Origin of the sequence: Yeosuana marina, from assembly GCF_011762485.1 — a bacterium.
In the GTDB taxonomy this organism is placed as follows: Bacteria; Bacteroidota; Bacteroidia; order Flavobacteriales; family Flavobacteriaceae; genus Yeosuana; species Yeosuana marina.
On record NZ_JAAKGI010000027.1, the window covers coordinates 216,042 to 241,959 of the forward strand.

General features: G+C 32.9%; 25 protein-coding genes. 20 read left to right on the forward strand and 5 right to left on the reverse strand.

The window, feature by feature from the left end:
• Nucleotides 1-17: 17 nt before the first annotated feature.
• Nucleotides 18-575 (forward strand): ExbD/TolR family protein, encoded by a 558-nt coding sequence (locus tag G5V56_RS15300; protein WP_166966671.1) that lies wholly within the window; start codon nt 18-20, stop codon nt 573-575.
• Between the two features lie 61 nt (nt 576-636).
• On the opposite strand, the gene G5V56_RS15305 is transcribed toward G5V56_RS15300, so the two are convergent.
• From G5V56_RS15305 to G5V56_RS15315, 3 genes are all read right to left on the reverse strand, one after another.
• Nucleotides 637-1,062, reverse strand: coding sequence for a 3D domain-containing protein (locus G5V56_RS15305; RefSeq protein ID WP_166966673.1), 426 nt, complete (start codon nt 1,060-1,062; stop codon nt 637-639).
• 99 nt (nt 1,063-1,161) lie between these two features.
• On the reverse strand, nt 1,162-1,641 hold the full coding sequence (locus tag G5V56_RS15310; RefSeq protein WP_166966675.1) for an Hsp20/alpha crystallin family protein: 480 nt from the start codon (nt 1,639-1,641) through the stop codon (nt 1,162-1,164).
• A 136-nt stretch (nt 1,642-1,777) separates the two neighbouring features.
• Nucleotides 1,778-3,781, reverse strand: a complete 2,004-nt coding sequence (locus tag G5V56_RS15315; protein ID WP_166966677.1) for an alpha-ketoacid dehydrogenase subunit alpha/beta — start codon at nt 3,779-3,781, stop codon at nt 1,778-1,780.
• 132 nt (nt 3,782-3,913) lie between these two features.
• Here G5V56_RS15315 and G5V56_RS15320 point away from each other — a divergent pair, with 132 nt between their 5' ends.
• From G5V56_RS15320 to G5V56_RS15345, 6 genes are all read left to right on the forward strand, one after another.
• Entirely contained in the window at nt 3,914-4,864 is a 951-nt protein-coding gene (locus G5V56_RS15320) for an isopenicillin N synthase family dioxygenase (RefSeq protein ID WP_166966679.1), read from the forward strand.
• Nucleotides 4,865-4,870: 6 nt separating this feature from the next.
• Nucleotides 4,871-5,200: a translation initiation factor gene (locus tag G5V56_RS15325; RefSeq protein WP_166966681.1), complete on the forward strand. Its 330-nt coding sequence runs from the start codon at nt 4,871-4,873 to the stop codon at nt 5,198-5,200.
• Nucleotides 5,201-5,203: 3 nt separating this feature from the next.
• Complete coding sequence (locus G5V56_RS15330; protein ID WP_166966682.1) at nt 5,204-6,145, forward strand: DUF1835 domain-containing protein; 942 nt, start codon at nt 5,204-5,206, stop codon at nt 6,143-6,145.
• Entirely contained in the window at nt 6,135-6,998 is an 864-nt protein-coding gene (locus G5V56_RS15335; protein ID WP_166966684.1) for a nucleoside phosphorylase, read from the forward strand. Before G5V56_RS15330 ends, G5V56_RS15335 begins: the two co-directional genes overlap by 11 nt.
• 11 nt (nt 6,999-7,009) lie before the next feature.
• Entirely contained in the window at nt 7,010-7,864 is an 855-nt protein-coding gene (locus tag G5V56_RS15340; protein WP_166966686.1) for a substrate-binding domain-containing protein, read from the forward strand.
• Between the two features lie 112 nt (nt 7,865-7,976).
• Nucleotides 7,977-9,008, forward strand: a complete 1,032-nt coding sequence (locus tag G5V56_RS15345) for a TlpA family protein disulfide reductase (RefSeq protein ID WP_166966688.1) — start codon at nt 7,977-7,979, stop codon at nt 9,006-9,008.
• 43 nt (nt 9,009-9,051) lie between these two features.
• Here the strand turns inward: G5V56_RS15345 and G5V56_RS15350 are convergent, their stop codons facing one another.
• Entirely contained in the window at nt 9,052-10,602 is a 1,551-nt protein-coding gene (locus G5V56_RS15350) for an NAD(P)H-hydrate dehydratase (protein WP_166966690.1), read from the reverse strand.
• A gap of 405 nt (nt 10,603-11,007) precedes the next feature.
• Between G5V56_RS15350 and thrA the strand changes: the two genes are divergently transcribed.
• From thrA to G5V56_RS15395, 9 genes are all read left to right on the forward strand, one after another.
• On the forward strand, nt 11,008-13,452 hold the full coding sequence (gene thrA, locus G5V56_RS15355) for a bifunctional aspartate kinase/homoserine dehydrogenase I (protein ID WP_166966692.1): 2,445 nt from the start codon (nt 11,008-11,010) through the stop codon (nt 13,450-13,452).
• Nucleotides 13,453-13,538: 86 nt separating this feature from the next.
• Nucleotides 13,539-14,465 carry a homoserine kinase gene (locus G5V56_RS15360; protein ID WP_166966693.1) on the forward strand — a complete coding sequence of 309 codons (927 nt, stop codon included), beginning with the start codon at nt 13,539-13,541 and terminating at the stop codon, nt 14,463-14,465.
• Between the two features lie 158 nt (nt 14,466-14,623).
• Nucleotides 14,624-15,916: a threonine synthase gene (gene thrC / locus G5V56_RS15365; RefSeq protein WP_166966694.1), complete on the forward strand. Its 1,293-nt coding sequence runs from the start codon at nt 14,624-14,626 to the stop codon at nt 15,914-15,916.
• Nucleotides 15,917-15,935: 19 nt separating this feature from the next.
• Nucleotides 15,936-16,451 carry a GNAT family N-acetyltransferase gene (locus tag G5V56_RS15370; RefSeq protein ID WP_166966695.1) on the forward strand — a complete coding sequence of 172 codons (516 nt, stop codon included), beginning with the start codon at nt 15,936-15,938 and terminating at the stop codon, nt 16,449-16,451.
• Nucleotides 16,452-16,469: 18 nt separating this feature from the next.
• The gene (locus tag G5V56_RS15375; protein ID WP_166966696.1) at nt 16,470-16,703 is read left to right on the forward strand and encodes a CBU_0592 family membrane protein; all 234 of its coding nucleotides are present in this window, start codon (nt 16,470-16,472) and stop codon (nt 16,701-16,703) included.
• A 118-nt stretch (nt 16,704-16,821) separates the two neighbouring features.
• Nucleotides 16,822-17,892: a glycoside hydrolase family 5 protein gene (locus G5V56_RS15380; protein ID WP_166966697.1), complete on the forward strand. Its 1,071-nt coding sequence runs from the start codon at nt 16,822-16,824 to the stop codon at nt 17,890-17,892.
• A 15-nt stretch (nt 17,893-17,907) separates the two neighbouring features.
• On the forward strand, nt 17,908-18,615 hold the full coding sequence (locus tag G5V56_RS15385; RefSeq protein ID WP_166966698.1) for a VIT1/CCC1 transporter family protein: 708 nt from the start codon (nt 17,908-17,910) through the stop codon (nt 18,613-18,615).
• Between the two features lie 103 nt (nt 18,616-18,718).
• The gene (locus G5V56_RS15390; RefSeq protein WP_317166440.1) at nt 18,719-19,660 is read left to right on the forward strand and encodes an aldo/keto reductase; all 942 of its coding nucleotides are present in this window, start codon (nt 18,719-18,721) and stop codon (nt 19,658-19,660) included.
• Between the two features lie 44 nt (nt 19,661-19,704).
• A complete protein-coding gene (locus G5V56_RS15395) occupies nt 19,705-20,955 on the forward strand; it encodes a glycoside hydrolase family 5 protein (RefSeq protein WP_166966699.1) in 1,251 nt (416 codons plus the stop codon).
• Nucleotides 20,956-20,975: 20 nt separating this feature from the next.
• Here G5V56_RS15395 and G5V56_RS15400 read toward each other — a convergent pair whose 3' ends face one another.
• On the reverse strand, nt 20,976-22,460 hold the full coding sequence (locus G5V56_RS15400; protein ID WP_166966700.1) for an aminopeptidase P N-terminal domain-containing protein: 1,485 nt from the start codon (nt 22,458-22,460) through the stop codon (nt 20,976-20,978).
• A 195-nt stretch (nt 22,461-22,655) separates the two neighbouring features.
• On the opposite strand from G5V56_RS15400, the gene gcvT reads away from it, so the two are divergent.
• Genes gcvT through G5V56_RS15420 form a run of 4 tightly spaced genes read left to right on the forward strand, consistent with a single transcriptional unit; the run spans nt 22,656 to nt 25,858 of the window.
• The gene (gene gcvT, locus G5V56_RS15405; protein ID WP_166966701.1) at nt 22,656-23,738 is read left to right on the forward strand and encodes a glycine cleavage system aminomethyltransferase GcvT; all 1,083 of its coding nucleotides are present in this window, start codon (nt 22,656-22,658) and stop codon (nt 23,736-23,738) included.
• Between the two features lies 1 nt (nt 23,739).
• Nucleotides 23,740-24,654 (forward strand): glutaminase, encoded by a 915-nt coding sequence (locus tag G5V56_RS15410; protein WP_166966702.1) that lies wholly within the window; start codon nt 23,740-23,742, stop codon nt 24,652-24,654.
• Between the two features lie 19 nt (nt 24,655-24,673).
• A complete protein-coding gene (locus G5V56_RS15415) occupies nt 24,674-25,504 on the forward strand; it encodes a sugar nucleotide-binding protein (RefSeq protein WP_166966703.1) in 831 nt (276 codons plus the stop codon).
• 60 nt (nt 25,505-25,564) lie between these two features.
• Entirely contained in the window at nt 25,565-25,858 is a 294-nt protein-coding gene (locus tag G5V56_RS15420; RefSeq protein ID WP_166966704.1) for a 4a-hydroxytetrahydrobiopterin dehydratase, read from the forward strand.
• The last annotated feature ends 60 nt before the right edge of the window (nt 25,859-25,918 follow it).

Genomic DNA, 25,918 nt, shown 5'->3' on the forward strand with positions numbered 1-25,918 from the left:
ACTTAAATCCATACTCTATGAGACATTCAAACTCCATGCCCGAAGTAAATGCAGGATCAATGGCCGATATTGCATTTTTACTACTCATTTTCTTTCTTGTAACGGCAACTATCCCCAATGATGAGGGTATTAACCGAAAATTACCTCGCGATTGTCCTCCTGGAGCAGATTGTACTAGTCTTATCAATGAGCGAAATATTTTGCGTATTGTAATTAATAATAATGACGAAATTATGGTAAATAATGACGTTATTTTGTTGAATGAATTAAAAGCTAAAGTAAAAGATTTTATAGACAATAATGGAGATGGAAGTTGTACGTATTGCCAAGGTATTCAATCTAAAACCTTATCAGACAACCCTAAAAAAGCAGTGGTTTCTTTACAAAACGGAAAAGAGACCACATATAGTCAATTTATTGCCGTACAAGATCAATTAACAATGGCATATTATGAATTAAGAAACTCTTATGGGTTGCATGTTCTTAAAAAAAGTCCTCTAAATTATTCTGAAACAGATTTAAAACAAATTAGAGAAGCATATCCGTTTATTCTTTCTGAAGCCACTACAAAATGAACTTATAATTAAAACCCATGAAACAAGTTTCATGGGTTTTGTTTTTATTGCTTAAATGTATCTAGTTTTTAACAGTATCAATCACTTTTGGCACGCCATAATCTATGGAAATCTTTTTGCGTCCCCATATTTTAGCCGCTTTTATATCAACTCCCATATAAATATCAATATGGTTCCGTTTTCTAGCATGCATTTTATCTTTAACAAAATAAATGCCCTCAAATCCTTTAATTTTTACCGGCGTATCATGTTTTAAACCTTTTTTAAGCAAATCGTTTGAAACTGCAATATATTTTAACCCTGGTTTTAGACTATCGCCAAAAGCGGTTATTTGCGGAGAGGAATCTGTTTGATTTTTAACAGAATTGTATGCAGTCGCTGTTACTTTAATAGTATGCCACTTATAATTACTTTCAAAAGTTGACTCTTCTTTTTTACAATTTAAGTTTAAAGAAACCAGCAATATGATACAGATGTTTTTATACATGCTTTAATGTTTGCTCACTAAATATACAATTTTAAATGAATTATTAATGAAACAGATAACATGTAGACAAAAAAAAGAGAGCTTTTAGCTCTCTTCTCTTTACTTGATTTCAATGGTTTTAATTGGTTTTTTCTTTGCTTCATCTCGTTTTGGCAATACTACTCTCATAATGCCATCTTTGTAGGTCGCAGATATTTTTTCTACATCTACAGATTCTGGAATAGAGAACGTTCTTTTAAATGAAGAATAACCAAATTCTCTTCTTGTATAATTTTCAGAAGATTCATTGTGTTTTGTTTCTTTCTCAACTCCTATGGATAACACATGATTATCAATATTAATATTAAAATCAGATTTATTTAATCCTGGCACTGCCATTTCTACTACAAAGTCATTTGCCTCATCAATAACATTAACTGCTGGCAACGTGATACCTGTGTTAAAGTTAGACATGAATTCATTACCAAAACTCTTTCCAAGAAAATCGTCAAACCATGATGGTAAACTTGGTAAAGAATTAAAACCTAAATCAGTGTCTTTTTTACTACCATTTTTCAATGTTGGAATTAAAGTACTCATAACTAAATATTTTTAAAGTTAAACATTCAATTTTAATCTATATATAGCAAATAAAATACCAAGTAAAAATAACTGAAATTATTTCATAGGAAACTGACAAAATTTCAGTTTAAAACACTAATTAATAGTTAGTTAACTAATAACTTAATAAGTTTTTCAGCTCTGTTTCAAATCTATTTTTGGGTAGATATTGGTCTTCTAACTGTTTTATAAATGGAATAGGCGTTTCCAAACTTGCCACACGTTTTACGGGCGCATCAAGATACTCAAAACAATGTTCCATAATAAGTGCCGAAATGTCACTTGCTATACCTCCAAATAACGAATCTTCTTGAAGTGTAATGGCTCTTCCAGTTTTTCTAACAGAGACAAAAATAGTTTCTGTATCCAGAGGTTGCAATGTTCTTAAATCAATAACATCAGCTTTAATATCTTGATTAGCATCTAAGGTTTCTAAAGCCCAATGCACTGCTGCTCCAAAACTAATTATAGTCACATCATTTCCCTCTCTTAGCAAGGCAGCTTTTCCTAAGGGTAATGTGTAATAATTGGTTGGAACCTCTTGACGAATATTTCTATAAAGTGCTTTATGCTCAAAAAATAATACTGGATTTGGGTCGTTAATTGCAGTAGTTAGTAATCCTTTTGCATCATAAGGAAATGCGGGATAAACCACTTTTAAACCCGGTGTCTTTGTAAACCAAGCTTCGTTGGTTTGCGAATGAAACGGACCAGCCGCCACGCCACCCCCGCAAGGCATTCTTATAACTACATCGGCCTGTTGTCCCCATCTGTAATAAGATTTTGCTAAATAATTTACAATGGGGTTAAATCCTGAGGACACAAAATCTCCAAATTGCATTTCAACTACACTCTTCATTCCTGCTATAGACAGCCCCATCCCAACTTCAACGATAGCAGATTCACAAATGGGTGTATTTCGAATGCGTTCTTTTCCGAATTGTTCTAAAAACCCATCGGTTATTTTAAATGCACCTCCGTATTCTGCTATGTCTTGCCCCATAATAATCAAATCATCATGGCGCTCCATACTTTGTCTTAAACCTTCAGAAATAGCATCAATAAAACGCACTTCTTTTTTTTCTTCATTTTCTTTAACTTCTTGATATTCAAATGATTTGTACACATCATTTAATTCAGTAGTTTTATTCGGTATAATCTGTTCTTCAGAAAAAGAAATTTGAAGATTTTCGTTTAATTCATGAACAATATCTGCTTTCATGGTCACTTCCATTTCTTCTGTTAAAAGTCCGTTTTCTTTTAAGTAAAATTGATAATTTTCAACCGGATCTTTTTTAGCCCAAAAATCAAATAAGTCAGTAGGCACATATTTAGTTCCACTTGCTTCTTCGTGCCCATGCATCCTAAATGTTTTAAATTCCACTAAAACAGGATGCGGATTTTTTCTAATACTATCTGTAATCTCTCTAATTTTAGAATATACTTCAAGGATATTATTTCCATCAACAATATAAGATTCCATTCCATAACCCTTAGCTCTATCTGCTATGTGCTCACAGTTGTACTGCTCGGATGTTGGAGTTGATAATCCATACCCGTTATTTTCAACACAAAAAATTACTGGTAATTGCCAAACAGAAGCAACATTTAAAGCCTCATGAAAATCGCCTTCACTTGTACCTCCTTCACCAGTAAATACAGTCGTTACTTGATTTTTGTTTTTTAATTTTGAAGCTAAAGCAATCCCGTCGGCGACTCCTAATTGTGGCCCCAAATGAGAAATCATTCCAACAATCTTGTAATCTTGTGTGCCAAAATGAAAACTTCTATCTCGTCCTTTGGTAAAGCCACTAGACTTTCCTTGCCATTGCGCAAACAAACGGTTTAAAGGAATTTCTCGTGATGTAAAAACACCAAGATTTCTATGCATGGGTAAAATATAATCGCTCTTTTCTAAAGCCATCGTAACACCAACAGCTATGGCTTCTTGACCAATTCCTGAAAACCACTTGCTTATTTTTCCTTGACGTAATAAAATAAGCATTTTCTCTTCTATTAGCCTAGGTTTTAAAAGGTTTTTGTATAGTGATAATAGCGTTTCATTATCAATTCCTTCATTGTTGTAGTCTATATTCTCTAATGATGTTGATGCACTCATATAATGGATTTTCAAACAGTATCAAATATAGTACAAATAGATTATTTGAAGTGAAAAGTTAAGATAAATACAATGATTAAACATTGTAATGTTTTTGTACATTTGTATCTATACTATTAAAAAAATATACTCATGAACGTGATTCCTAGTGTTAATTTAAGCGATTTTATTTCTAACGATCCCGTTAAAAAACAGCAGTTTGTAAAAGAAATAGGGAAAGCTTACGAAGACATAGGTTTTGTAGCTTTAAAAGGGCATTTTTTAGATGACGCATTAGTTGAAAACTTATATTCAGAAGTCAAAAATTTTTTCGATTTACCTTTAGAGACAAAACAGAAATACGAAATACCTGGAATTGGTGGGCAAAGAGGCTATGTCTCATTCGGTAAAGAAAGTGCGAAAGGTAAAAAAGAAGGTGATTTAAAAGAGTTTTGGCATTTCGGACAATACGTTGAGAACAACCCAAAACTTGAAGCTGAATATCCAAAAAATGTTGAAGTAGAAGAATTACCTCAATTTAATGTTGTTGGTAAAGAAGCCTATAAAATGCTTGAAAAAACTGCCAAATACGTATTACGTGCCTTGGCGTTACATTTAAAATTAGAAGAAACCTATTTTGATGATTACATCCATAATGGAAACTCCATATTAAGACCTATTCACTATCCTCCTATTACCCAAGAACCCAAAGAAGCTGTTCGTGCTGCTGCCCATGGAGATATTAATTTAATAACCCTTTTAATGGGTGCTCAAGGTCGTGGTTTACAAGTGCAAAACCATAAAGGCGAATGGCTTGATGCGATTGCTGAACCCGATGAACTCATGATTAATGTTGGCGATATGTTGTCTAGGCATACTAACAATAAATTAAAATCTACCATTCATCGTGTTATAAATCCGCCTAAAGAACTCTGGGGAACATCACGGTATTCCATTCCGTTTTTTATGCATCCCATTAGTGATATGAAATTAGACGTTTTAGAAGGGTGTATTGATAAAAACAACCCAAAAGCATTTGATGATATTACTGCTGGAGAGTTTTTAACCGAACGCTTAATAGAATTAGGACTTATCAAAAAATAATTTTAAATGGATTTACAAGACCAGTTAAAAAACCTGTTTCCCGACCATATAGAAGAAACTACTGATGAAGAGGCAAGCGAATCCTCAAAAATCTGGATGCAAGACGATCCTTTAATTTGTAAATACGAAAAGCGAAAAGGTAAGCCTATTACTATTATTGAAGGCTACACAGGCGCCAATGAAGATTTTAAAATACTAGCCAAAGACATAAAAACGACTTTAAGTGTTGGTGGTAGTTTTAAAGACGACAAAATTATTATTCAAGGTGATTACCGAGATAAAATAATGCAACTATTAAAAGATAAAGGGTTTAGTGTAAAGCGTGTTGGAGGTTAATTTATGTCTAAAAAAACCCTACATATTACCAACGGCAGTAGTTTAACTTCTATTCTAAAAGATTTAGAATTTAGCGGAGACATACTTACATGGGAAGAAATGCTATGCGAAGGACCTACTATTGCTAACATAAATTCTGATGAATTTCTAAAACTACGAACCTCTTTTTTTAATTCTTTTTATGATATCGATTTAAACATAGAAGAAATTAAAGAAGAATTTGATTTATTGAATCATCCTGAAAACTATTCAGAAATTATTCTTTGGTTTGAATATGACTTGTTTTGTCATATGAACATGATTGGTGTTATTAACTTATTGCATCAAAAAAAAATTAATTTGCCCCTCTTTCTTGTTTGCAGTGGCAGAATTGAAGGTGAAAAGACTTTAAAGGGACTCTCTGAACTTTCTCAAAGCCAACTTAAAAAGCATTTTAACAACAAAGTAAAACTGACATCAGAAGATATCGATTTAGCACTATCAATTTGGGATATTTATTGCGGCAAAGATCACAATCTTTTAAGACCTTACATTGTAAAAAGTTCAAATTTCATATACCTAACCAATTGTTTAAAAGCGCATTTAGAGCGTTTTCCAGACTCTGTAACAGGACTTAATGTTTTAGAAACTAACATATTGGAAATGGTTAGAGATATGGATATAAAATCTAAAAATCAACTTTTAGGTTATGCCCTAAATTATCAAGGCTACTACGGTTATGGAGATCTTCAGTTTTCAAGAATTATTAAAATGCTAAGTATTTTTATTTCTGAGGAGAATGACAGTTTATCTCTAAATAGAGAGGGTTATGAAGCCTTACTTGGACAACATAATTTTTCTACTAAAATCAATAATGATATGTTTTTTGGTGGTATTAGTATCCATGATTTTCAATTCAACAAAAAACAAAATAAACTTGTAAAAACTATATTAAATGATAATTAAAGAATCAGAACTTATTTTAAATCCAAATGGTAGTATTTATCATTTGAATTTAAAACCTGAAAATATTGCTGAAAACGTCATATTTGTTGGCGACCAAGATCGCGTTGAAAAAATAACTAAACATTTTGATAGCATAGAATTTAAAATTCAAAAACGAGAATTCAAATCTCAAACAGGAACTTATAAAGGGAAAAGAATAACAGTTATATCAACAGGCATAGGCCCCGATAATATAGATATTGTTCTTAATGAATTAGATGCTTTAGTCAATATAGATTTAAACACTAGACAGCCTAAGAAAACCCTAACCAGTTTAAATATATTAAGAATTGGTACGTCAGGTTCGTTACAAACCGATATCCCTGTAGATGCCTTTGTAATGAGTACACATGGTCTTGATTTAAATGCTATGTTGCACGCCTATCAAATAAATCCAGTTTCTAATCCGGATATTGAAAATGCTTTTGTTAAACACACAAACTGGAATTCAGATAAAGGGAGACCGCTTATTATTGAAAATAGCAGTGACTTAGAAAAAAAGTTTTACAGTGATTCTGTTTTTAAAGGGATGACAGCAACGGCTGGCGGCTTTTATGGTCCACAAGGACGTGTATTACGATTACCTTTGCAAGATCCTGAATTAAATCATAAAATCGATACGTTTAACTTTAAAGGATTTCGGGTTACTAACCTTGAAATGGAAACCTCTGTTATCTATGGACTTTCAAAATTATTAGGCCATAAAGCGCTATCTCTAAATGCTATTATTGCTAACAGAGCTAACGGAACATTTAGTAAAAATCCTGGTTTAGCAGTCGAAAATCTTATTACATACGCCTTAGAAAGGATCTAAGAAAATACTTCATGAAAAAAATCAATATAGGAGGTGTGCCAGAACACTTTAATTTGGCTTGGTATTTAACTCTCAAAAATGGTGAGTACAAAAACAAAGGAATTAATTTGCGGTGGCATGATTATCCTGGAGGCACAGGCGATATGTGCAAAGCACTTCGTAACAAGGATATTGATATTGCTGTTATTCTTACAGAAGGTATCATTAAAGATATTATAGAAGGAAATAAAAGCAAGATTGTTCAAACTTTTGTGCAATCTCCTTTGGTTTGGGGTATTCACGTCTCTCATGATTCTGCATATAAAACTATTAACGACTTGAAAGGCTCTAAAGCTGCTATTAGTAGATATGGATCTGGCTCGCATTTAATGGCCTACATTAATGCCAAAAATAATAACTGGAATTTAGAAAAAGACCTTCAATTTGAGGTTATTAAAGATTTAGATGGAGCTATTAAAGGCTTAACCAATGGCACTGCTGATTATTTTATGTGGGAAAAATTCACCACAAAACCTTTAGTAGATAATGAAATTTTTAGACGAATAGGAAATTGTCCAACACCTTGGCCTTGCTTTGTAATCGCTGTAAGAGAAGAGTTTCTTGAAAGTAACGAAGAGGATGTTAAGTCTATTTTAAATATTGTAAATAATACGACTTCAGAATTCAAGGAGATTCCTAGTATTGATAGAACCATTGCAAACCGATATGAACAAAATATTGAAGATGTTAAAGATTGGTTACAAATTACAGAATGGTCTCAAACTATTATAGATAAACAAACAATTCTGGATATCCAAAATCAATTGTTAAACTTAAAAATTATTGCTAAAACACTTGATTATTCAGAATTGGTTTATGAACTCTAATTAAAAAATATGTCAGTAACAACTACTGTGAAACATTTATAAATGTTAATAATTCTTAAAACATTCACCTAAAAAATTTAATTTTTCTACATTACAGCACTAAAATTTTATGATGAAAAAAACAATAATTCTACTAAGTGCATTAGCACTAATGGCCTGCAAAAAAGAAACTAGAGATTATGTGTCAATTTCAGGAAAAATCACTAACAAAAATAGTGACTCTCTCGTTTTGAGAAGCCGCACGTTTTCAAAAACTATTCCTGTAAATGCAGATGGTACTTTTAAAGATACTTTAAAAGTTGAAACAGGAGTTTATAATCTTTTTGATGGCAATGAATCAACCAATGTATTCCTTAAAAATGGATATGATATTAATCTTTCTTTAGACACAGAAAAGTTTGATGAATCCATTAAGTTTACAGGAGAAGGTTCTGAAAATAGTAATTTCTTAGCGGAAAAAGCATTATTAGAAGAAAAATTATTAGACCAAGATAAGCTTGCCAGTCTCGATTTAGAAGGTTTAAATGAAGAAATGGAATCTATTAAAAGTCAACTTAGTGAGTTTTATAACAGTAAAAAAGATATCGATACATTTTTGACAAATAGATCTAATAGCAGTTTAGATCCGATGTTAAATATGTACAAAAAATATTTTTCTGAAGCAATAACTTTAAGAAAAGAATTGGCAAAGGGCGACCCCTCTCCTGTTTTTGAAAATTATGAAAATATTGATGGTACTACAACATCTCTTAAAGACTTAGCTGGAAAATATGTTTATGTTGATGTTTGGGCTACCTGGTGCGGACCGTGCAAAGCGGAAATTCCTTCGTTGAAAAAAGTTGAAGCAACCTATCATGGTAAAAATATCCAGTTTGTTAGTATTTCTATTGATGATGATAGAACACACGGTGGTTCTTGGAATAAAGCCAGAGAAGACTGGAAAGCGATGGTAAAAGATAAAGAGTTAGCTGGGATACAATTATTTGCTCCTGAAGGATGGAAATCAGAGTTTGTTAGAGATTATAAAATTAACGGAATTCCTAGATTTTTATTAATTGATCCTGATGGCAACATCGTAAACGCTGATGCTCCAAGACCATCTAGTTTAAAACTTATAGAATTATTTGATAGTTTAAATATTTAAACTATCAAATAATTATAAGAAAGCTGCCCTCGGCAGCTTTTTTTTATTCATTTTTGTCAGGTTCAACTTCAACTACTGGTTCTGGTTGTTTAAATAAATCTAAATAAGCAGCACCTAAATACTCTATAACATGACTAGCTATTAAACTTTGATAACCATAATCTTCTACTGCTATATCGGCAGACTTTCCATGCAAATACACTCCAAAAATTGTAGCTGTTAAGGCATCATATCCTTGTGCAATTAAACCTGTTACAATTCCTGTTAACGCATCTCCGCTGCCAGCAGTAGCTAAACCTGGATTTCCTGTTGAATTGATATAAAGAATATCATCATAAATGGTTATAGTGTAAGCTCCTTTAATAACAACAATAACATTGTGTTTTTTAGAAAAGACTTTAACTTTTTCTATTTTATCAAAATCATCATTCCATTTACCCACCAAGCGTTCTAACTCTTTTGGATGTGGAGTCAATACTGTTTGCTTTGGCAACAATTTTAGTAATGCTTCATTTTTTGAAAGAATATTAATTCCATCAGCATCTATGACTAATGGTGTCTTGTTTGTTTTTAAAAAATTTTCAAAAGCAGAAATAGTTTTTGGATGTGTCCCTACTCCTATTCCAAACGCTATAACTGTAGGTTTTATATCAAATTTAATGTCCGATATAAATTCTTCACTACTATCTGTAATTACCATAGCCTCTGGAAATGATGTTTGCAAAGGTATATAACCACATTTTGGAGTGTAAGCGGTTACCAAACCAGACCCAACACATAAAGACGCCCTGCTAGCTAAAATAACAGCTCCAATTTTGCCATAACTTCCACCAATAACTAAACTATGTCCAAAATGCCCTTTATGAGCAAATTGCTCTCTTGTTTGATACATTGGCAAGACCTCTAATTTTCCTATAACATTTATATCTGTTTTTGTTTGAAGTAAAAATTCAGAATCTAATCCTATATCCAACACTTCCCATTGAACTGAGAATTTTGCTGTTTCAGGCAACAATAATACTAGTTTTGGGGAGGTGAAACTTAGAGTGTATGAAGACCATACAATAGCATTCTCATGTTCAGGGGCTTTATCAAGATACAAGCCTGAAGGAATATCTATTGACAAAGTGAATGCTTTTGAAGCTTTGAAATGTTTAAATAGCTCCTGGACCCAATCTATAACTGGCCTATTTAAACCAATACCAAAAACAGCGTCAACGATAATGTCGTCTTGCTTTAGGTATGGAAAGTCATCTGAAGATTTTAAAAGAACAGGCCAATCATTTGAAACCGTTTTAATTCTGTCATAATTAATTAAAAAGTCTTTAGAACGCTTATCACTATAACTAACAATATAAGTTTGTACGTTGTAGCCTTCTAAAATTAAATGTCTAGCTAAAACAAGTCCATCACCTCCATTATTTCCAATACCACAAAACACATGAATGGGTACCTGAGCGCCTTGCATTCGTAAATGCATCCAATTAAAAATTTGTTCACCAGCACGTTCCATCAAATCTGTTGAACTTATGTTCTGACGTTCTGTAGTTATTTTATCACCTTCGTAAATTTGTTCTTTAGAAAATATCTTCATTTAATCGATTATTGATTTTTCATTTCTTAATTGCTTTTGTCATTTTCTTTTAACGAAAAATGGTAGTAAATAAGAATACTGTAAAAAGAAAAGTTTTGTTTTTTTATAAGCTTAAAAGTAATACATTTGAGTTATATTATTGTTGACTCAATGAATCTTTTAAACCAAAATACAGCGTCTGTTATTTCTTTTTTTTCAAAAGGGAACGCTTCTGTTTTTGGTACAACTACAATTACTACGACCCTTTGGGGTTGCTAATTATATATTCTTCAGGCTATCTTTGTAATTTTAATAATTACAAAAAAACTAATTATTTTTTCGATTATCAATTCATTAAAACATGAAACATCAACACACTATAAATAGATGTTATATGTCGGAATTGAAAACTTTAAATCTAAACACATGAAAGTTTTAAAATTTGGAGGAACTTCGGTAGGTTCTTCAAAAAATATAAATAACGTCATTAATATTTTAGAAAATTATTCTAAAAAAGATACTGTAGTCTGCGTTGTTTCTGCGGTTGGCGGCATTACAGATAAATTACTTTTAGCAGGAAATCAGGCAAAAAATAAAGATATTGGGTATGAAGATGCATTTAACACCATTAAAAAGATTCATTTCAATATTATAAATGAATTAAATCCTGATAAAAGTGCAGCTATAATTGATTATGTAGATTCTAAATTAAGTGAGCTTAAAAGTTTGTTAGATGGCATTTATTTAATCAATGAACTATCTCCAAAAACATCGGATAAATTAGTGAGTTTTGGTGAGTTATTGTCATCGTTTATTATTGCTGAAACCATGAAAAATCGAGGATTATCGGCAGATTGTAAAAATTCTCAAGAGTTGATGATTACTAACTCTAATTTCACAAAAGCTGAAGTTAATTATGCTACTACGAATGCCAATATCAAAGGGTATTTCAAATCAGTATCGCAACAAATCACTATTCTTCCTGGCTTTGTATCGATGTCTGTTTCGGGCGAGCAAACAACCTTAGGTCGTGGCGGATCTGATTTTACAGCGGCAATCGTGGCTGCTGCTTTGCAAGTGGAACAATTAGAGATTTGGACCGATGTAAGCGGTATGTTTACAACCAATCCAAAATTGGTAAAACAAGCCTACCCTATTGAAAAAATATCATATCAAGAAGCGATGGAGTTATCGCATTTTGGTGCCAAAGTCTTATATCCGCCAACTGTGCAACCTGTTCTAAATCTCAATATTCCTATTCATATAAAAAATACCTTAGAGCCAGATGCCGTTGGAACTATTATTTCTAATGATAAAACAGGTTCTACTCAGGCTGTTAAAGGAATTAGTAACATTTCGAATATAGCGTTGCTTACATTACAAGGAAGCGGTATGGTCGGTATTCCTGGGTTTTCTAGACGTTTGTTTGAAATTTTATCTCAGGAAAAAATTAATATTATTATGATTACGCAGGCGTCTTCAGAGCATTCTATTTGCTTGGGAATTGACGAAAAAGAAGCAGAGATTGCCAAATTGTCTATTGATACTGCTTTTGAAAATGAAATTGCTTTGCATAAAATCGACCCGATAATCATAGAAAAAGACCTTTCTATTATTGCTTTGGTGGGTGATAATATGAAAAATCATCAAGGAATAAGTGGTAAAATGTTTAGCTCCTTAGGAAAAAATAATATTAACATACGAGCGATTGCACAAGGTGCCTCAGAAAAAAACATTTCGGCTGTGATTGCTGAAAGTGATGTGAAGAAAGCACTAAATACCTTGCACGAGCAGTTTTTTGAAACTAAAACAAAACAGCTCAATGTATTTATTACTGGTGTTGGTAATGTTGGAGAAAAATTAGTTGAGCAAATTAAGCAACAACGCAAATATTTAAAGGAAAACTTAAAAATTAACTTACGCATTGTGGGATTATCAAATTCCAGAAAAATGCTTTTTGATGAAGAAGGCATCGATTTAAAAAACTGGAAAATACTATTAAATGAAGGCGAAGTAGCTAGCTTAGAAGGATTTTTTGAAAGTACAAAGGCGATGAACTTACGCAACAGCATTTTTGTAGATGTCACTGCTAATAGCGATGTTGCTGACTTTTATGCAAAATATTTAAGACAAAGTATTGGCGTGGTGGCATGTAACAAAATTGCATGTTCTAGCAACTTCGAAAATTATAAATTATTAAAAGATTTATCTTTAAAATATAATGCGCCTTACTTGTTTGAAACCAATGTTGGTGCCGGATTACCAATAATAGATACGCTTAATAATTTAATTACTTCGGGTGATAAAGTAACCTCTATTCATGCGGTTTTATCGGGTAGTTTAAATTTTGTTTTTAATAATTTTAATGATACTACTAAGTTTTACGATGTCGTTAAACAAGCTGCTGCCGAAGGTTACACAGAACCAGATCCGAGAATTGACTTAAGTGGTGTTGATGTGGCGAGAAAAATATTAATTCTTGCTAGAGAAAGTGGTATTGAAATGAATTTAGAAGATATTGAAAACACACCGTTTTTATCTGAATCTGGAATGAAAAGTGATTCAGTTGATGATTTTTATCAAACCTTAATTTCAGACGAAGCGCATTATCAAAGTTTATATGCTTCCGCGAAAGCAAAAGGATGTCAGTTGAAATATGTAGCCCAATTTAATAATGGAAAAGCAAGCGTTAGTTTGCAGGAAATTTCGAGCGATCACCCTTTTTATAATTTAGAAGGAAAAGACAATATTGTGATGTTTTACACGCAACGCTATAAAGAACAGCCCATGATTATAAAAGGCGCGGGCGCTGGTGCCGATGTAACGGCTTCGGGGCTATTTGCGGATATTATTAGAGTTGGAAATAATTAATTTAAAGAGAAGAGAATATAGAAAAGAGAACTAAGACACTAAAAATTGTCTATTTTCTTTTCTCTATTGTCTTTTGTCTGTATAATATGAATGAAATAAAACTATTTTCACCCGCTACAGTTGCTAATGTTTCTTGTGGTTTCGATGTTTTAGGCTTCTGCTTAGATAGTGTTGGTGATGAAATGATTATCAGAAAAACCGATAAGAAAGGTATTTACATTACTAAAATTGAAGGGTTCGATTTGCCTTTTGAAGCTGAGTTAAATGTGGCTGGCGTTTCTGCATTAGCCATGTATGAAGCTGCTAAGCCAGATTTCGGATTTGAAATTGAAATCTATAAAAACATAAAACCAGGAAGTGGTATTGGCAGTAGTGCTGCTAGCGCTGTCGGAAGTGTTTTTGGTATGAACGAACTTCTGGGAAGACCTTTTAATAAAACAGAATTAACAGCATTTGCTATAAAAGGTGAAGCCTTTGCTAGCAAATGCGAACATGCCGACAACCTTGCTCCTGCTATGTTTGGAGGCTTTACCATAGTAAAAAGTTTATCACCTTTACAAATATTAGAAATCCCAAGTCCAGATGATTTATATGCAACGATCATTCATCCGCAGATTGAAATTAAAACCTCTGAAGCTAGGGCTATTTTACCGCAAAACATTCCTTTAAGTGACGCCATTGCACAATGGGCAAATTTTGGAAGTTTAATACATGCATTACACACAAGTGATTATCCTTTAATTGAAAGTTCACTTCATGATGTTATTGTAGAACCATATCGAAGTCAGTTAATTCCATATTTTAAAGAAGTAAAGGATGCTGCACTAAAGGCTGGCGCTTTAGGCGCTGGAATTTCGGGCTCTGGACCTTCAATTTTTACTTTAAGTAAAGGTATTGAAACTGCTAAAAATGTAAAACAAGCAATGAACGATATTTATTCTAAAACAAGTTTAGATTTCGATATACATGTTTCTAAAATTAACAAACAAGGCATTAAAATAATTGATAATTAATAATATATAGTCATTGCGAATCACGATTTTTGCGTAAAGTGGCAGTCCGTTTTTTGAAAAATAAAGTCAGAAATAAAAATTAAAAAGATTACCACGCTACATTTCATTGCGCTCGTAATGAAGTAAACATTTGTGAATTGGTGGCGAGAATAATAAAAATGAATTACTACAGTTTAAACAAAAAAGCACCAAACACATCATTTAAAGATGCGGTTATAAAAGGATTAGCGCCCGATAAAGGATTGTATTTTCCTGAAAGTATCACGCCTTTACCACAATCTTTTTTTGAAAACATTGATGATTTATCACATTCAGAGATTGCTTTTGAGGCAATAAAACAATTTGTGTCTCCTGAAATTCCTGAAGATATTTTAAAAACCATTGTTGAAGAAACCTTGTCTTTTGAATTTCCGGTAGTGAAATTAAGCGAGAGCATTTCAACTTTAGAATTATTTCATGGTCCAACCATGGCATTTAAAGATGTTGGCGCACGCTTTATGGCACGTTGTTTAGGATATTTCAATAAAAATAACGACCGAGAAGTCACCGTTTTGGTAGCCACTTCTGGTGATACTGGTGGTGCGGTTGCAAACGGGTTTTTAGGTGTTAAAGGTGTAAATGTCGTGATTCTCTATCCTAGTGGAAAAGTAAGTGATATTCAAGAAAAACAATTAACCACATTAGGTCATAATATAAAAGCGTTAGAAGTTAATGGAACGTTTGATGATTGTCAAGCCATGGTTAAAACCGCCTTTTTAGATGATAAACTAACCAGTAAAATGCAGTTAACTTCTGCGAACTCTATTAATGTCGCACGTTGGTTACCACAATTATTCTATTTTATGTTTGCTTATAAACAATTGCATAATCAACATAAAAACATTGTATTTTCCGTACCTAGCGGAAATTTTGGAAATATTTGCGCTGGTATGATGGCGCAACAATTAGGCTTACCTATTCATCATTTTATAGCTTCAAATAATGCTAATAATGTAGTAACACGCTACTTGATATCAAGATTGTATGAACCAAAACCATCTGTGCAAACCATTAGTAATGCTATGGATGTAGGAGCGCCAAGTAACTTTATTCGAATTCAAGAAATTTATGAAAACAATTATGAAGAATTGAGGGAAAACCTGTCTTCTTATAGCTATTCAGATGATGAAACCAGAGAGGCAATGTTAGAAATTTTTAATAATTTCAAGTATGTTGCAGATCCGCATGGCGCTGTCGGGTATTTGGGTTGCAAAGAGTATTTAGAAGAAAATCCTGATTCTCATTGTGTGTTTTTAGAAACAGCACATCCTACTAAGTTTTTAGATGTTGTTGAAGATGTTATTAAAGAAAAACAACCGCTTCCGGAGCAAATTCAATCTGTAATGGGAAAAGATAAAAAATCGTTTAAAATTAGTACGTACGATGAATTAAAATCGTTCCTTTTAGCTTAAATATTTTGGATTGTAATTTATGACAACCATTATTAGAGCAACTTTAAAAGATAAAGAACTGCTCGCTAAGCTAGGAAAAACGACCTTTATTGAAGCACATGGCAAAAGTGCGTCGGACGAAATTATCGAGGCGTATGTAATTAAGAAATTTTCAATTGAAGCATTCGAAGATGAGTTAAAAGATTCAAATAATGTCTTTTATATTCTGTATTATAACGAAAAAGCTGTCGGATATTCTAAAGTCATTTTTAATTGTCAACATTCTAATATTTTATCTAAAAATATCACCAAATTAGAACGCTTGTATGTTTTGGAAGACTTTCATAGTTTAAAGTTAGGGTTAGCACTTTTTGATTTGAACTGTCAAGAAGCGATTAAAAACCAGCAATCAGGTATGTGGTTGTTCGTATGGACAGAAAATCAAAAAGCCATCAATTTTTATAAAAAAGTTGGATTTAACGCAGTAGGTTATCATGATTTTGAATTATCTCCTACACATTATAATCCAAATCATCAAATGCTATTGCTTTTTTAAAATTAAACTCATATTACAATGAATGTTACGGACTGGATTGGATTTTTAGGTGTTTTTCAAATATTACTTGCTTACATTTTAAATGTTACAGGCAAAGCTTCTAACAAAAGCTTAACCTTTATTATTTTAAATATTACAGGTGCTGGTATGGCTTGTTTAGCTTCTATTTTATTAAATTACTGGCCTTTTATTATCTTAGAAGGGGTTTGGGCAATGGTTTCCCTTTACGCATTAGTTACCCGAAAAACTTGAGTTTTATTTATAGTTCGTTCAAAATTAGAATTCAAATTCTTACCTTTCTATAAAATTTCAGCGATTTGAAATACGACCCATTAATGCCTCAAAATTATTAATTCGAATACCGAAATTCATGATTTTCAAAAAACCATCTTTGTACAAATCAGTTATTTTAATTATCTCTTTTCCTTTGCTTTTGTTCTGTAATAATCCTGAAAAGATACATATAAGAACTACTCAATCAGTAGTTGGTGATGGTTTCCCTGGCACGACCATAACTAATGAAACCCAAACGTTTAAAAATGCGGTCGAAGAACATGGTCAGTTACGTATTTCAGGAAATAAAATTTTAGATAAAAATGGAGATGTTGTTCAGCTAAGAGGCATGTCTTTATTTTGGAGTCAATGGATGGGTAAATATTACACTAAAGAAACGGTTAAGTGGTTAAAGGATGATTGGAATTGTAATATTATTCGAGCAGCCATGGCAGTTGATTATAATGGTTATCTTTCTAATCCAGATGCTGAAAAAGCCAAGATTGAGACTGTTATTGATGCAGCTACAGCAGAAGGAATTTATGTGATTGTAGATTGGCATGATCATGAAGGCCAAAATCATTTAGAAGAAGCAAAAACCTTCTTTTCTGAAATCGCTTCGAAGTATGGAAACATTCCCAACATTATTTATGAAACCTATAACGAGCCCTTAAATGTGTCTTGGACAGATGTTTTAAAACCTTATCAAGAGGCGGTTATTGCAGAAATAAGAAAACATGATCCAGATAATATTATTATTTGTGGTACTAGAAATTGGTCTCAAAAGGTGGATGATGTTATTAGTAATAAAGTTAATGATCCGAATATCGCATATACCTTACATTATTATGCCGCTACGCATAAGCAAGAACTTAGAGACATTGCATTACAGGCTTTAAATAACGATATACCACTTTTTGTTACTGAATACGGAACAACAGAAGCTTCTGGTGATGGTACAATTGACGAAGTAGAATCGAATTTGTGGTGGGATTTTTTAGATAAGTATAACATATCTTGGTGTAACTGGTCTGTTGCCGATAAAGATGAACTTTCGGCTGCTTTAAAACCTGGTGCTAGTCCGCTTGGAGGATGGACTGAAACACAAATAACAACCTCGGGAATAATGGTTAGAAACAAATTAAAAGTTAAAAATAAAAAATACTAAAAATAAAAATTTAAAATGAAAGACTCTACAGACGATTATTTAGGCAATCACTACATTCACAGAAGCAATTGGCTAAGAGCTGCCGTTCTCGGTGCTAATGATGGTATTTTATCTACCGCAAGTATTGCTATTGGTGTTGCGGCAGCAAGTGATGTACAAGAACCTATAATTTTAGCGACGCTAGCAGGTTTGGTTGCAGGTGCCTTATCTATGGCAGCTGGTGAATATGTATCGGTTAGTTCTCAAACTGATGTTGAAAAAGCTGATATTGAACGAGAAAAAGTCGAGTTAAAGGAAATGCCCGAATTGGAATTAAATATGTTAGCTAAAATTTATGAAGAACGAGGTTTAAAGAAAGAAACTGCCATGCTCGTTGCAAAAGAATTCACCGAAAATGATGCCTTGGCTGCTCATATAAGAGACGAACTAGGTATTAACGAAATCAGTCAGGCTAAACCTATACAAGCTGCATTTGCTTCAGGACTAGCCTTTACATTTGGTGGTGTTCTCCCATTGCTAGTAGTTATATTTTTTCCTGTTAAAAGCTTAGAATATTTTCTTTACGGATTTGCCATTATTTTTCTAAGTCTTTTAGGTGCTTTAGCTGCCAAAACAGGTGGTTCAAGTATTACAAAAGCAGTTATTAGAATAACGTTTTGGGGTACTGTGGCTATGGGATTAACAGCTCTTGTGGGTTATTTGTTTGGTGTCAACCTTGCTTAAATAATTAAAAGTTTATAGTTTTCTTTGAAAACTGAGAACATCATAAATATTCTTATTTATTAATATTTCAACTTTTTAATACAACTGAAAAAACTATTCTATTATGAAAAATAAAAGTACGGGACTTGAACGTAGAACGTTTTTAAAACAAAGCGGACAATTTGCTGTCGCTACCATGTTTATGGGCTTGGGGACTTCAAAACTTTATGCAGCCCTTGCTCCTTCAGAAATGAATGTTTCAATTCCAAATGTAAAACTTAACAATGGTGTACTTATGCCGCGTCTTGGTTTTGGTACAAACACTTTAAAAGGTGAGATTGGAATACGAAGTGTTGCCGATGCGATTTCTGTAGGATTTCGACTTATAGACACGGCTTATATTTACGGAAATGAGCAATTTGTTGGTGAAGGAATTAAACGAAGTGGTATTGACAGAAAAGAACTTTTTATAACGTCTAAACTTTGGGTTGATTTTGCGGGTTATGAAAGCACGAAGAATGCATTCAAAGCAACTCTTGAAAAAATTGGCGTTGACTATCTTGATTTATATTTAATTCACCGTCCGAAAGGAGATGTAAAAGGAACATGGAAAGCTATGGAAGAACTTTTAAAAGCAGGTAAAATTCGAGCAATTGGTGTTAGTAATTTCACACCTGAGCAACTAGAAGAGATGAAGGAATATGTTGAAATTCAGCCGGCAATAAACCAAATAGAAACACACGTTTTCTTTCAAGAAAAAGAATCTTACCCATATTTGAAAAATTCTGAAACACAAATGGAAGCTTGGTCGCCTTTTGCAGCCGGAAGAAATGGTATTTTTGAAAACGAAACGCTCGCCGCTATTGGTAAAAAGCACAATAAAAGTATTGCTCAGGTTTGTTTAAGATGGCATTTCCAAAGAAATGTAGTGGCTATTCCAAGATCGACTAATAAAGATCATATGATTGAAAATTTAAAGATTTTTGATTTTGAACTCGATGAATCTGATATGAAAACGATTTCAACTTTAGATTTAAACAAAACGCAATTTCCGGAATGGACGTAGAAATGAAACGTTTAATGAATACAATCTAAACAGTCTATTTTGTTATGAAACTAAAATCTTTGATACTTCTCATATTGATATTGATGGCAACATCATGTCAAAACTCAGATAAGCAATTTGCTTATGTGAAAGGTAAAAATATCTATTCAGAAAAGGGTGAAGTTTTGCAACTTAAAGGCGTAAATCTTGGGAATTGGTTACTTCCTGAAGGTTATATGTTTAAATTAAAAGATTGTAATTCACCAAGAAAAATAGATCAAGCTATTCGCGAATTAATTGGCAATACAGCAACAACTGAATTTTGGGACGCCTTTCTTGGTAATTATATCACAGAAGCCGATATAAAATGGTTGTCTGAATCTGGTGTAAATATCATCCGTTTACCTTTTGATTACCGCTTATTGACTCATGATGATTTTTTAGGAAGAGATATACATGGCTATCAATATCTAGATAAAGCTATAAATTGGTGTAAGAAGTATAATATTTACGTATTACTAGACATGCATGCGGCTCCCGGCGGACAAACAGGTGATAATATCGATAATAGCGATGGGTATCCGTGGTTAATGGTGGACGAAGGCATGAAACAACAAGTCTGCGATGTTTGGAAAGAAATTGCTCAGCGATATGCCAACAATACAACTGTAATTGGATATAATTTATTAAATGAACCCATTCCGCATTATTTCGATAAAGATCCTTTAAAACCCGAATTAGAACCGCTTTATAAACGCATTACCAAAGCTATAAGAGAAGTAGATTCTAATCACATTGTGTTTTTAGGTGGTGCGGTTTGGGAGACCGACTTTTCAATTTTCGATGAGCCGTTTGATGAAAATTTAGCCTATACATTTCATAAGTATTGGATGCCTCCAGTTCAAGGTGAAATTCAACAATTTTTAGATTTTAGACAGAAATACAAGGTTCCAATATTAATGGGTGAAAGTGGTGAAAACGATGATGCTTGGGTTAAAGATTTTAGAACTCTTTTAGATGAACATAAAATCCATTGGACATTTTGGCCTTACAAAAAAATGGATAATACACGCGGACCAATGAATTTTGAAAAACCTGCTTCATATGATAATTTCGTCGCATACGCCGAAAGCGACAGAAGAACGTTTGCTAAAATCAGAGGGTTAAAAGATAGTCTTAACGGCATCAAACCACAAGAGATAAAAACGTTACTCAATGAATATGTTGAGAATAGTAAATTTGAAAATTGCTTCCCAAATAAAGGTTATTGTGATGCCTTGGGATTAGACTTCAGTAAAAAAAGCGCTATTCAATAACTTAACGCAACAAGCAATTATTAATCTAAATCGGGTAATTTAAAACTTCCAAAAGGACTTGTTTCTTTCATCAAGGCTTCAATGTCTTCAGATTTTCGCGGCGCTTCAGCGGATAAATTAACTGGACCGTTTTCAGTAATTAAAATATCATCTTCAATCCTAACGGCAATACCCCACCATTTTTTATCACAAGGGCTATCATCAGGAATATAAATACCTGGCTCTACTGTAATCACCATATTCGGTTGAAAATCGCCTCTTAAATTCGTGTCGTGAACGTCTAAACCAATATGATGAGACGTTCCGTGCGGAAAATAACGTCTTGCGTCGGCTTCATCTCTAGCAATTCCCAAGGCTATTAAACCATCATTTATCACTTTTCTAGCGGCCGCGTCTGGCGAACGTAAATTATTTCCAACTAGAGTCACAGCAATGCCTGCTTCTTGGGCATCGTAAACCAAATCGTAAATTAGTTTTTGCTCTGTGTTAAATGTTCCGTTGGCAGGAATAGTTCTCGTTACATCGGCTGTATAACCATGATATTCTGCTCCTAAATCCATTAAAACCAAATCGTTATCGACTTTCACCTTTGTGTTTTCAATATAATGCAATACGCATCCATTATGTCCAGCTCCAACGATACTCGGGTATCCTTCGTATTCGCTTCCGGATTTTTTATAAACGTATTCATGAACACCTTGAATTTCAGCTTCAGACATACCAACATGCATGGCTTTCATAATTTCACGTTGTCCCATAGCCGAAATACGCACTGCTTTTTTAAGTAAAACCATCTCGTCGTCTGTTTTAACTTCACGTAAACCTGCCATTAATTTTCTGAGGGTTGAATTGTCTATCGTAACTTTTTTCTGTTGAATGGCATTACTGTTTTGTTTTAATTCAATATCCATGTCTGTATTTGAAATTACAGTCGTTTCGGTATAATTTATTTGAGATTTGAAGGTTTTTATTAAATCGAATAAATCGGCTTTATTTCGTTTAGAATCTCTATAGTCATCTTGAAATTCTTCAAACATTACAGCATCAAATTTGGTAAAATTAATACCGTTGTTTATAAAATCCTCTCCGTTAAATGCATTTTCAAAACCTAATTCATTTTTTGCGCCTTCAACACCAAGACGCTTACCTGTCCATTGTTCTGCAGCAGCATTTCGTTTTTGAACGTATAGCAATTCATTATATGTTTCGCCATTTTCATTGGTTTGATTATCGGAAAAAATAACCAAAACCGAGTGCGGTTCTTTATAACCTGTTAAATAATAAAAATTTGGGTCTTGATGATATACAAAATCAACATCGTTAGCTCTATTTCGCACAGGATTCGCAAAAAATACAGCAACGGTATTTTTAGGCATGTTAACACGAAGGGCTTCTCTCCTATTCTTATGAAATTCAGATGATAAATAATCTTGTGGTGTACCGTCTTGCGCTAATATTGAAAACGTCACAAAGAAAAAGCATAATAATTGGATAGTTCTTTTCATAAATGGTTTTATTTTTTTTGAAAAATACAATAAAAATGGGAAAACGCATTATGCCATAATATAATGGTTGAGAATTAAGAATACTTTAACGAACGTATGCTTCAAAGTTTTTGGGAGCATCCATTAAATCTATAAATTTTCAATACATTTGCTCTTTGAATTTTTAAGTATTTGCGCAACTAAAAAACCCTTTTTATGAAGAATACAGCCTTAACAGAAACCCATATTGCTCTTGGAGCTAAAATGGTCCCTTTTGCCGGATTTAATATGCCTGTTCAATATGAAGGCGTGACAGCAGAACACGAAACGGTAAGACAAGCTGTTGGTGTGTTTGATGTTTCTCACATGGGAGAATTTTTAGTTGAAGGTGAACATGCTTTAGATTTAATTCAGAAAGTATCAAGTAATGATGCGTCTAAACTAACCATAGGAAAAGCGCAATACAGCTGTATGCCAAATGATGATGGTGGTATTGTAGACGATTTAATTATTTACAAAATAAAAGAAGAAACGTATCTGTTAGTGGTTAATGCTAGTAACATTGAAAAGGACTGGAACTGGATTCAGTCTAAAAATAGTGTTGGTGCTACTATGCGCGATTTAAGTGATGATTATTCACTGCTCGCCATTCAAGGGCCAAAAGCCATCGAAGCGATGCAGTCTTTAACTAGTCACGATTTAGCCGATATTAAATTTTATAATTTTATAGTAGGTGATTTTGCAGGTATAGAACATGTGATTATTTCTGCTACGGGTTATACTGGTAGTGGTGGCTTTGAAATTTATTGTAAAAACAGTGAGGTTAAGGAAATTTGGGATAAAGTTTTTGAAGCTGGTGCTGGTTTTGGTATTAAACCAATAGGTTTAGCAGCTCGCGATACATTGCGTCTAGAAATGGGGTATTGTCTCTACGGAAATGATATTGATGACAACACCTCTCCTATTGAAGCTGGTTTAGGTTGGATTACAAAATTCACTAAAGACTTTACAAATTCAGAAGCTTTAAAATCTCAAAAAGAGCATGGTGTTACTCGTAAACTTATTGCGTTTGAATTGGACCAACGTGGTATCCCAAGACATGGCTATGATATTGTTGATGGTAACGGAAACAAAATTGGTCAAGTTACTTCAGGCACTATGTCCCCTAGTTTAGGTATAGGTATTGGTTTGGGCTATGTGTCATCTATTTTTTCTGAAATTAATAGCAAAATAAATATTCAAATTCGTAAAAATGCTATTCCTGCAACCGTTGTGAAATTACCGTTTTACAAAAAATAATATGCGAAATTTTCAACCAATTCTTAAAGAAATTTATGCCTCTGCTACTAATTTAAAAGACAAAGGTACCGTAGCATCATACATTCCAGAATTGGCAATTGTTGATAAGCAAAATTTTGGCATTCATTTAAGAACTGTAGATGGTCATGAATATGCCATAGGTGATTATAATAAGCCGTTTTCTATTCAGAGTATCTCTAAGGTTTTGTCTCTCACTATGGCGACTTCTCTTGTTGGAAATAAGATTTTAAAACGTGTAAACGTTGAACCTTCTGGACATCCATTCAATCAATTAGCCTTGTTAGAAATTGAAAATGGTATTCCTAGAAATCCATTTATTAATGCTGGTGCTATGGTCATTGCAGATATATTGGTTTCTCGTTTACAAAACCCAAAAGAGGATTTTTTAAACTTTGTAAGAGAGATAACCAATGACATTTCTATACATTTCAACGAATCGGTTGCTTATTCTGAAAAGGTAACAGGATTTAAAAATTATGCTGCTGCTAATCTTTTAAAATCGTTTGGAAATCTTGAAAATGATGTAGACGTTGTTTTAGATTTTTATTTTCATCAATGCTCTATTGAAATGACTTGCAGTCAGTTATCCAAAGCATTTTATTTATTTGCTAATAAAGGAAAATGTTTGCGAAATGTTTTGCATCTTACCGAAAGTCAGGTAAAGCGTATTAATGCTTTAATGTTAACCTGCGGTTTTTATGATGAAGCCGGAGAATTTGCTTTTGAAGTAGGCTTGCCTGGAAAAAGTGGTGTTGGTGGAGGCATAGTTGCGCTTCTACCGCATGACTTCATCATAACAACATGGTCTCCAGGACTCAATATTAATGGTAATTCTAAACTTGGTATGCAAGCTTTAGAAGAATTTACCACCAAAACACAACTGTCTATTTTCTAGTAAATTTTCAGATGAATGTATGATAGAAAAAGAAAATAAACATAAAATATTAATTTTAGGTGCCAGTGGTTTTCTTGGCGGCAGTTTGTATAAAGAACTCTGCTCCTATTTTCGAACGTTTGGAACCTATCATACCTACAATTATCAATTAAGTAAAAACAAACATTTTTTTCAATATAATTTAGAAGAAGATGATGTCTTTGAAATTTTAAATATTGTAAAACCAACCATCATCATATCATCACTTAGAGGTGATTTTTCAGCTCAAGTGATTGTTCATGCTCATCTTTCTGAATATATTCTATCGCATGATTGTAAACTCATTTTCTTGTCGTCTGCAAACGTTTTTGATGCTTACAGTAAATATCCAAGCTATGAAAATGATAAAACATTAAGTAATAGCATATATGGTCATTTCAAAATAAAAATTGAAAATATGCTTTTGCGACTTCCTAAAAAGAAAGTCGTCATTATAAGATTACCTATGGTTTTTGGATCGCAATCTCCAAGACTAAATAAGATTGCTCAAAGCTTAAAAGACCAAACACCCATTGAAGTATTTCCTAATTTAATTATGAATGCGACGACAGACTCCAGAGTGTCTCAACAAATTCATTATATTATTAATAGAAATAAAACAGGAATTTTTCATCTTGGAAGTAATGATTTAGTGCATCATGATGATTTTATCAAAGAAATTATCGAAACTTTAGGCGCTAAAAAAGTTATTTTAAAGAATGTATATACAACAAACGACGACCGTTATCTAGCTGTATTGCCTAAAGACAACAAGCTACCTAAGCACCTACAATCTGTTAGTCAGGAAATAATATTAGAATTAAACAGATAATAGAATATTTTATTTTCAAATCAGTAATTTAGTGGTCATACACAATTAAAATTAAAAACTATGAGTAAACTTTCAGAACAAGATATAGAAAAAAAACTTTTAAGATTTCCAGAATGGGATTATTATGATGATGCCATTCATGCAGAATTTGAATTTGAAAATTTTAAAGACTGCTTTAGCGCCATGAGCAGAATTGCTTTTGAATGTGAAGCATTAAACCACCATCCAAATTGGTCAAATGTTTATAATGTATTGTCGATTTCATTATCAACACACAGTGCCAATGGTGTTACAAATTTAGATTTTAAACTAGCAGAAGCCATTGAAATGATTGTTGTTCCTGAAGAAGAATAATTTTATTATTTCAAGTAGCATTATTACTTTTGTAAACATAAAAATTCACAACAATAATTA

What these genes read in the sequence shown, in the direction of transcription:
- G5V56_RS15400 (WP_166966700.1), bottom strand. Translation starts at nt 22,460, where the DNA reads ATGAAAAGAACTATCCAATTATTATGCTTTTTCTTTGTGACGTTTTCA.
- G5V56_RS15335 (WP_166966684.1), top strand. Translation starts at nt 6,135, where the DNA reads ATGATAATTAAAGAATCAGAACTTATTTTAAATCCAAATGGTAGTATT.
- G5V56_RS15370 (WP_166966695.1), top strand. Translation starts at nt 15,936, where the DNA reads ATGACAACCATTATTAGAGCAACTTTAAAAGATAAAGAACTGCTCGCT.
- thrC (WP_166966694.1), top strand. Translation starts at nt 14,624, where the DNA reads ATGAATTACTACAGTTTAAACAAAAAAGCACCAAACACATCATTTAAA.
- thrA (WP_166966692.1), top strand. Translation starts at nt 11,008, where the DNA reads ATGAAAGTTTTAAAATTTGGAGGAACTTCGGTAGGTTCTTCAAAAAAT.
- G5V56_RS15315 (WP_166966677.1), bottom strand. Translation starts at nt 3,781, where the DNA reads ATGAGTGCATCAACATCATTAGAGAATATAGACTACAACAATGAAGGA.
- G5V56_RS15380 (WP_166966697.1), top strand. Translation starts at nt 16,822, where the DNA reads ATGATTTTCAAAAAACCATCTTTGTACAAATCAGTTATTTTAATTATC.
- G5V56_RS15410 (WP_166966702.1), top strand. Translation starts at nt 23,740, where the DNA reads ATGCGAAATTTTCAACCAATTCTTAAAGAAATTTATGCCTCTGCTACT.
- G5V56_RS15350 (WP_166966690.1), bottom strand. Translation starts at nt 10,602, where the DNA reads ATGAAGATATTTTCTAAAGAACAAATTTACGAAGGTGATAAAATAACT.
- gcvT (WP_166966701.1), top strand. Translation starts at nt 22,656, where the DNA reads ATGAAGAATACAGCCTTAACAGAAACCCATATTGCTCTTGGAGCTAAA.
- G5V56_RS15320 (WP_166966679.1), top strand. Translation starts at nt 3,914, where the DNA reads ATGAACGTGATTCCTAGTGTTAATTTAAGCGATTTTATTTCTAACGAT.
- G5V56_RS15340 (WP_166966686.1), top strand. Translation starts at nt 7,010, where the DNA reads ATGAAAAAAATCAATATAGGAGGTGTGCCAGAACACTTTAATTTGGCT.
- G5V56_RS15385 (WP_166966698.1), top strand. Translation starts at nt 17,908, where the DNA reads ATGAAAGACTCTACAGACGATTATTTAGGCAATCACTACATTCACAGA.
- G5V56_RS15390 (WP_317166440.1), top strand. Translation starts at nt 18,719, where the DNA reads ATGAAAAATAAAAGTACGGGACTTGAACGTAGAACGTTTTTAAAACAA.
- G5V56_RS15330 (WP_166966682.1), top strand. Translation starts at nt 5,204, where the DNA reads ATGTCTAAAAAAACCCTACATATTACCAACGGCAGTAGTTTAACTTCT.
- G5V56_RS15360 (WP_166966693.1), top strand. Translation starts at nt 13,539, where the DNA reads ATGAATGAAATAAAACTATTTTCACCCGCTACAGTTGCTAATGTTTCT.
- G5V56_RS15420 (WP_166966704.1), top strand. Translation starts at nt 25,565, where the DNA reads ATGAGTAAACTTTCAGAACAAGATATAGAAAAAAAACTTTTAAGATTT.
- G5V56_RS15345 (WP_166966688.1), top strand. Translation starts at nt 7,977, where the DNA reads ATGAAAAAAACAATAATTCTACTAAGTGCATTAGCACTAATGGCCTGC.
- G5V56_RS15395 (WP_166966699.1), top strand. Translation starts at nt 19,705, where the DNA reads ATGAAACTAAAATCTTTGATACTTCTCATATTGATATTGATGGCAACA.
- G5V56_RS15310 (WP_166966675.1), bottom strand. Translation starts at nt 1,641, where the DNA reads ATGAGTACTTTAATTCCAACATTGAAAAATGGTAGTAAAAAAGACACT.
- G5V56_RS15325 (WP_166966681.1), top strand. Translation starts at nt 4,871, where the DNA reads ATGGATTTACAAGACCAGTTAAAAAACCTGTTTCCCGACCATATAGAA.
- G5V56_RS15375 (WP_166966696.1), top strand. Translation starts at nt 16,470, where the DNA reads ATGAATGTTACGGACTGGATTGGATTTTTAGGTGTTTTTCAAATATTA.
- G5V56_RS15415 (WP_166966703.1), top strand. Translation starts at nt 24,674, where the DNA reads ATGATAGAAAAAGAAAATAAACATAAAATATTAATTTTAGGTGCCAGT.
- G5V56_RS15300 (WP_166966671.1), top strand. Translation starts at nt 18, where the DNA reads ATGAGACATTCAAACTCCATGCCCGAAGTAAATGCAGGATCAATGGCC.
- G5V56_RS15305 (WP_166966673.1), bottom strand. Translation starts at nt 1,062, where the DNA reads ATGTATAAAAACATCTGTATCATATTGCTGGTTTCTTTAAACTTAAAT.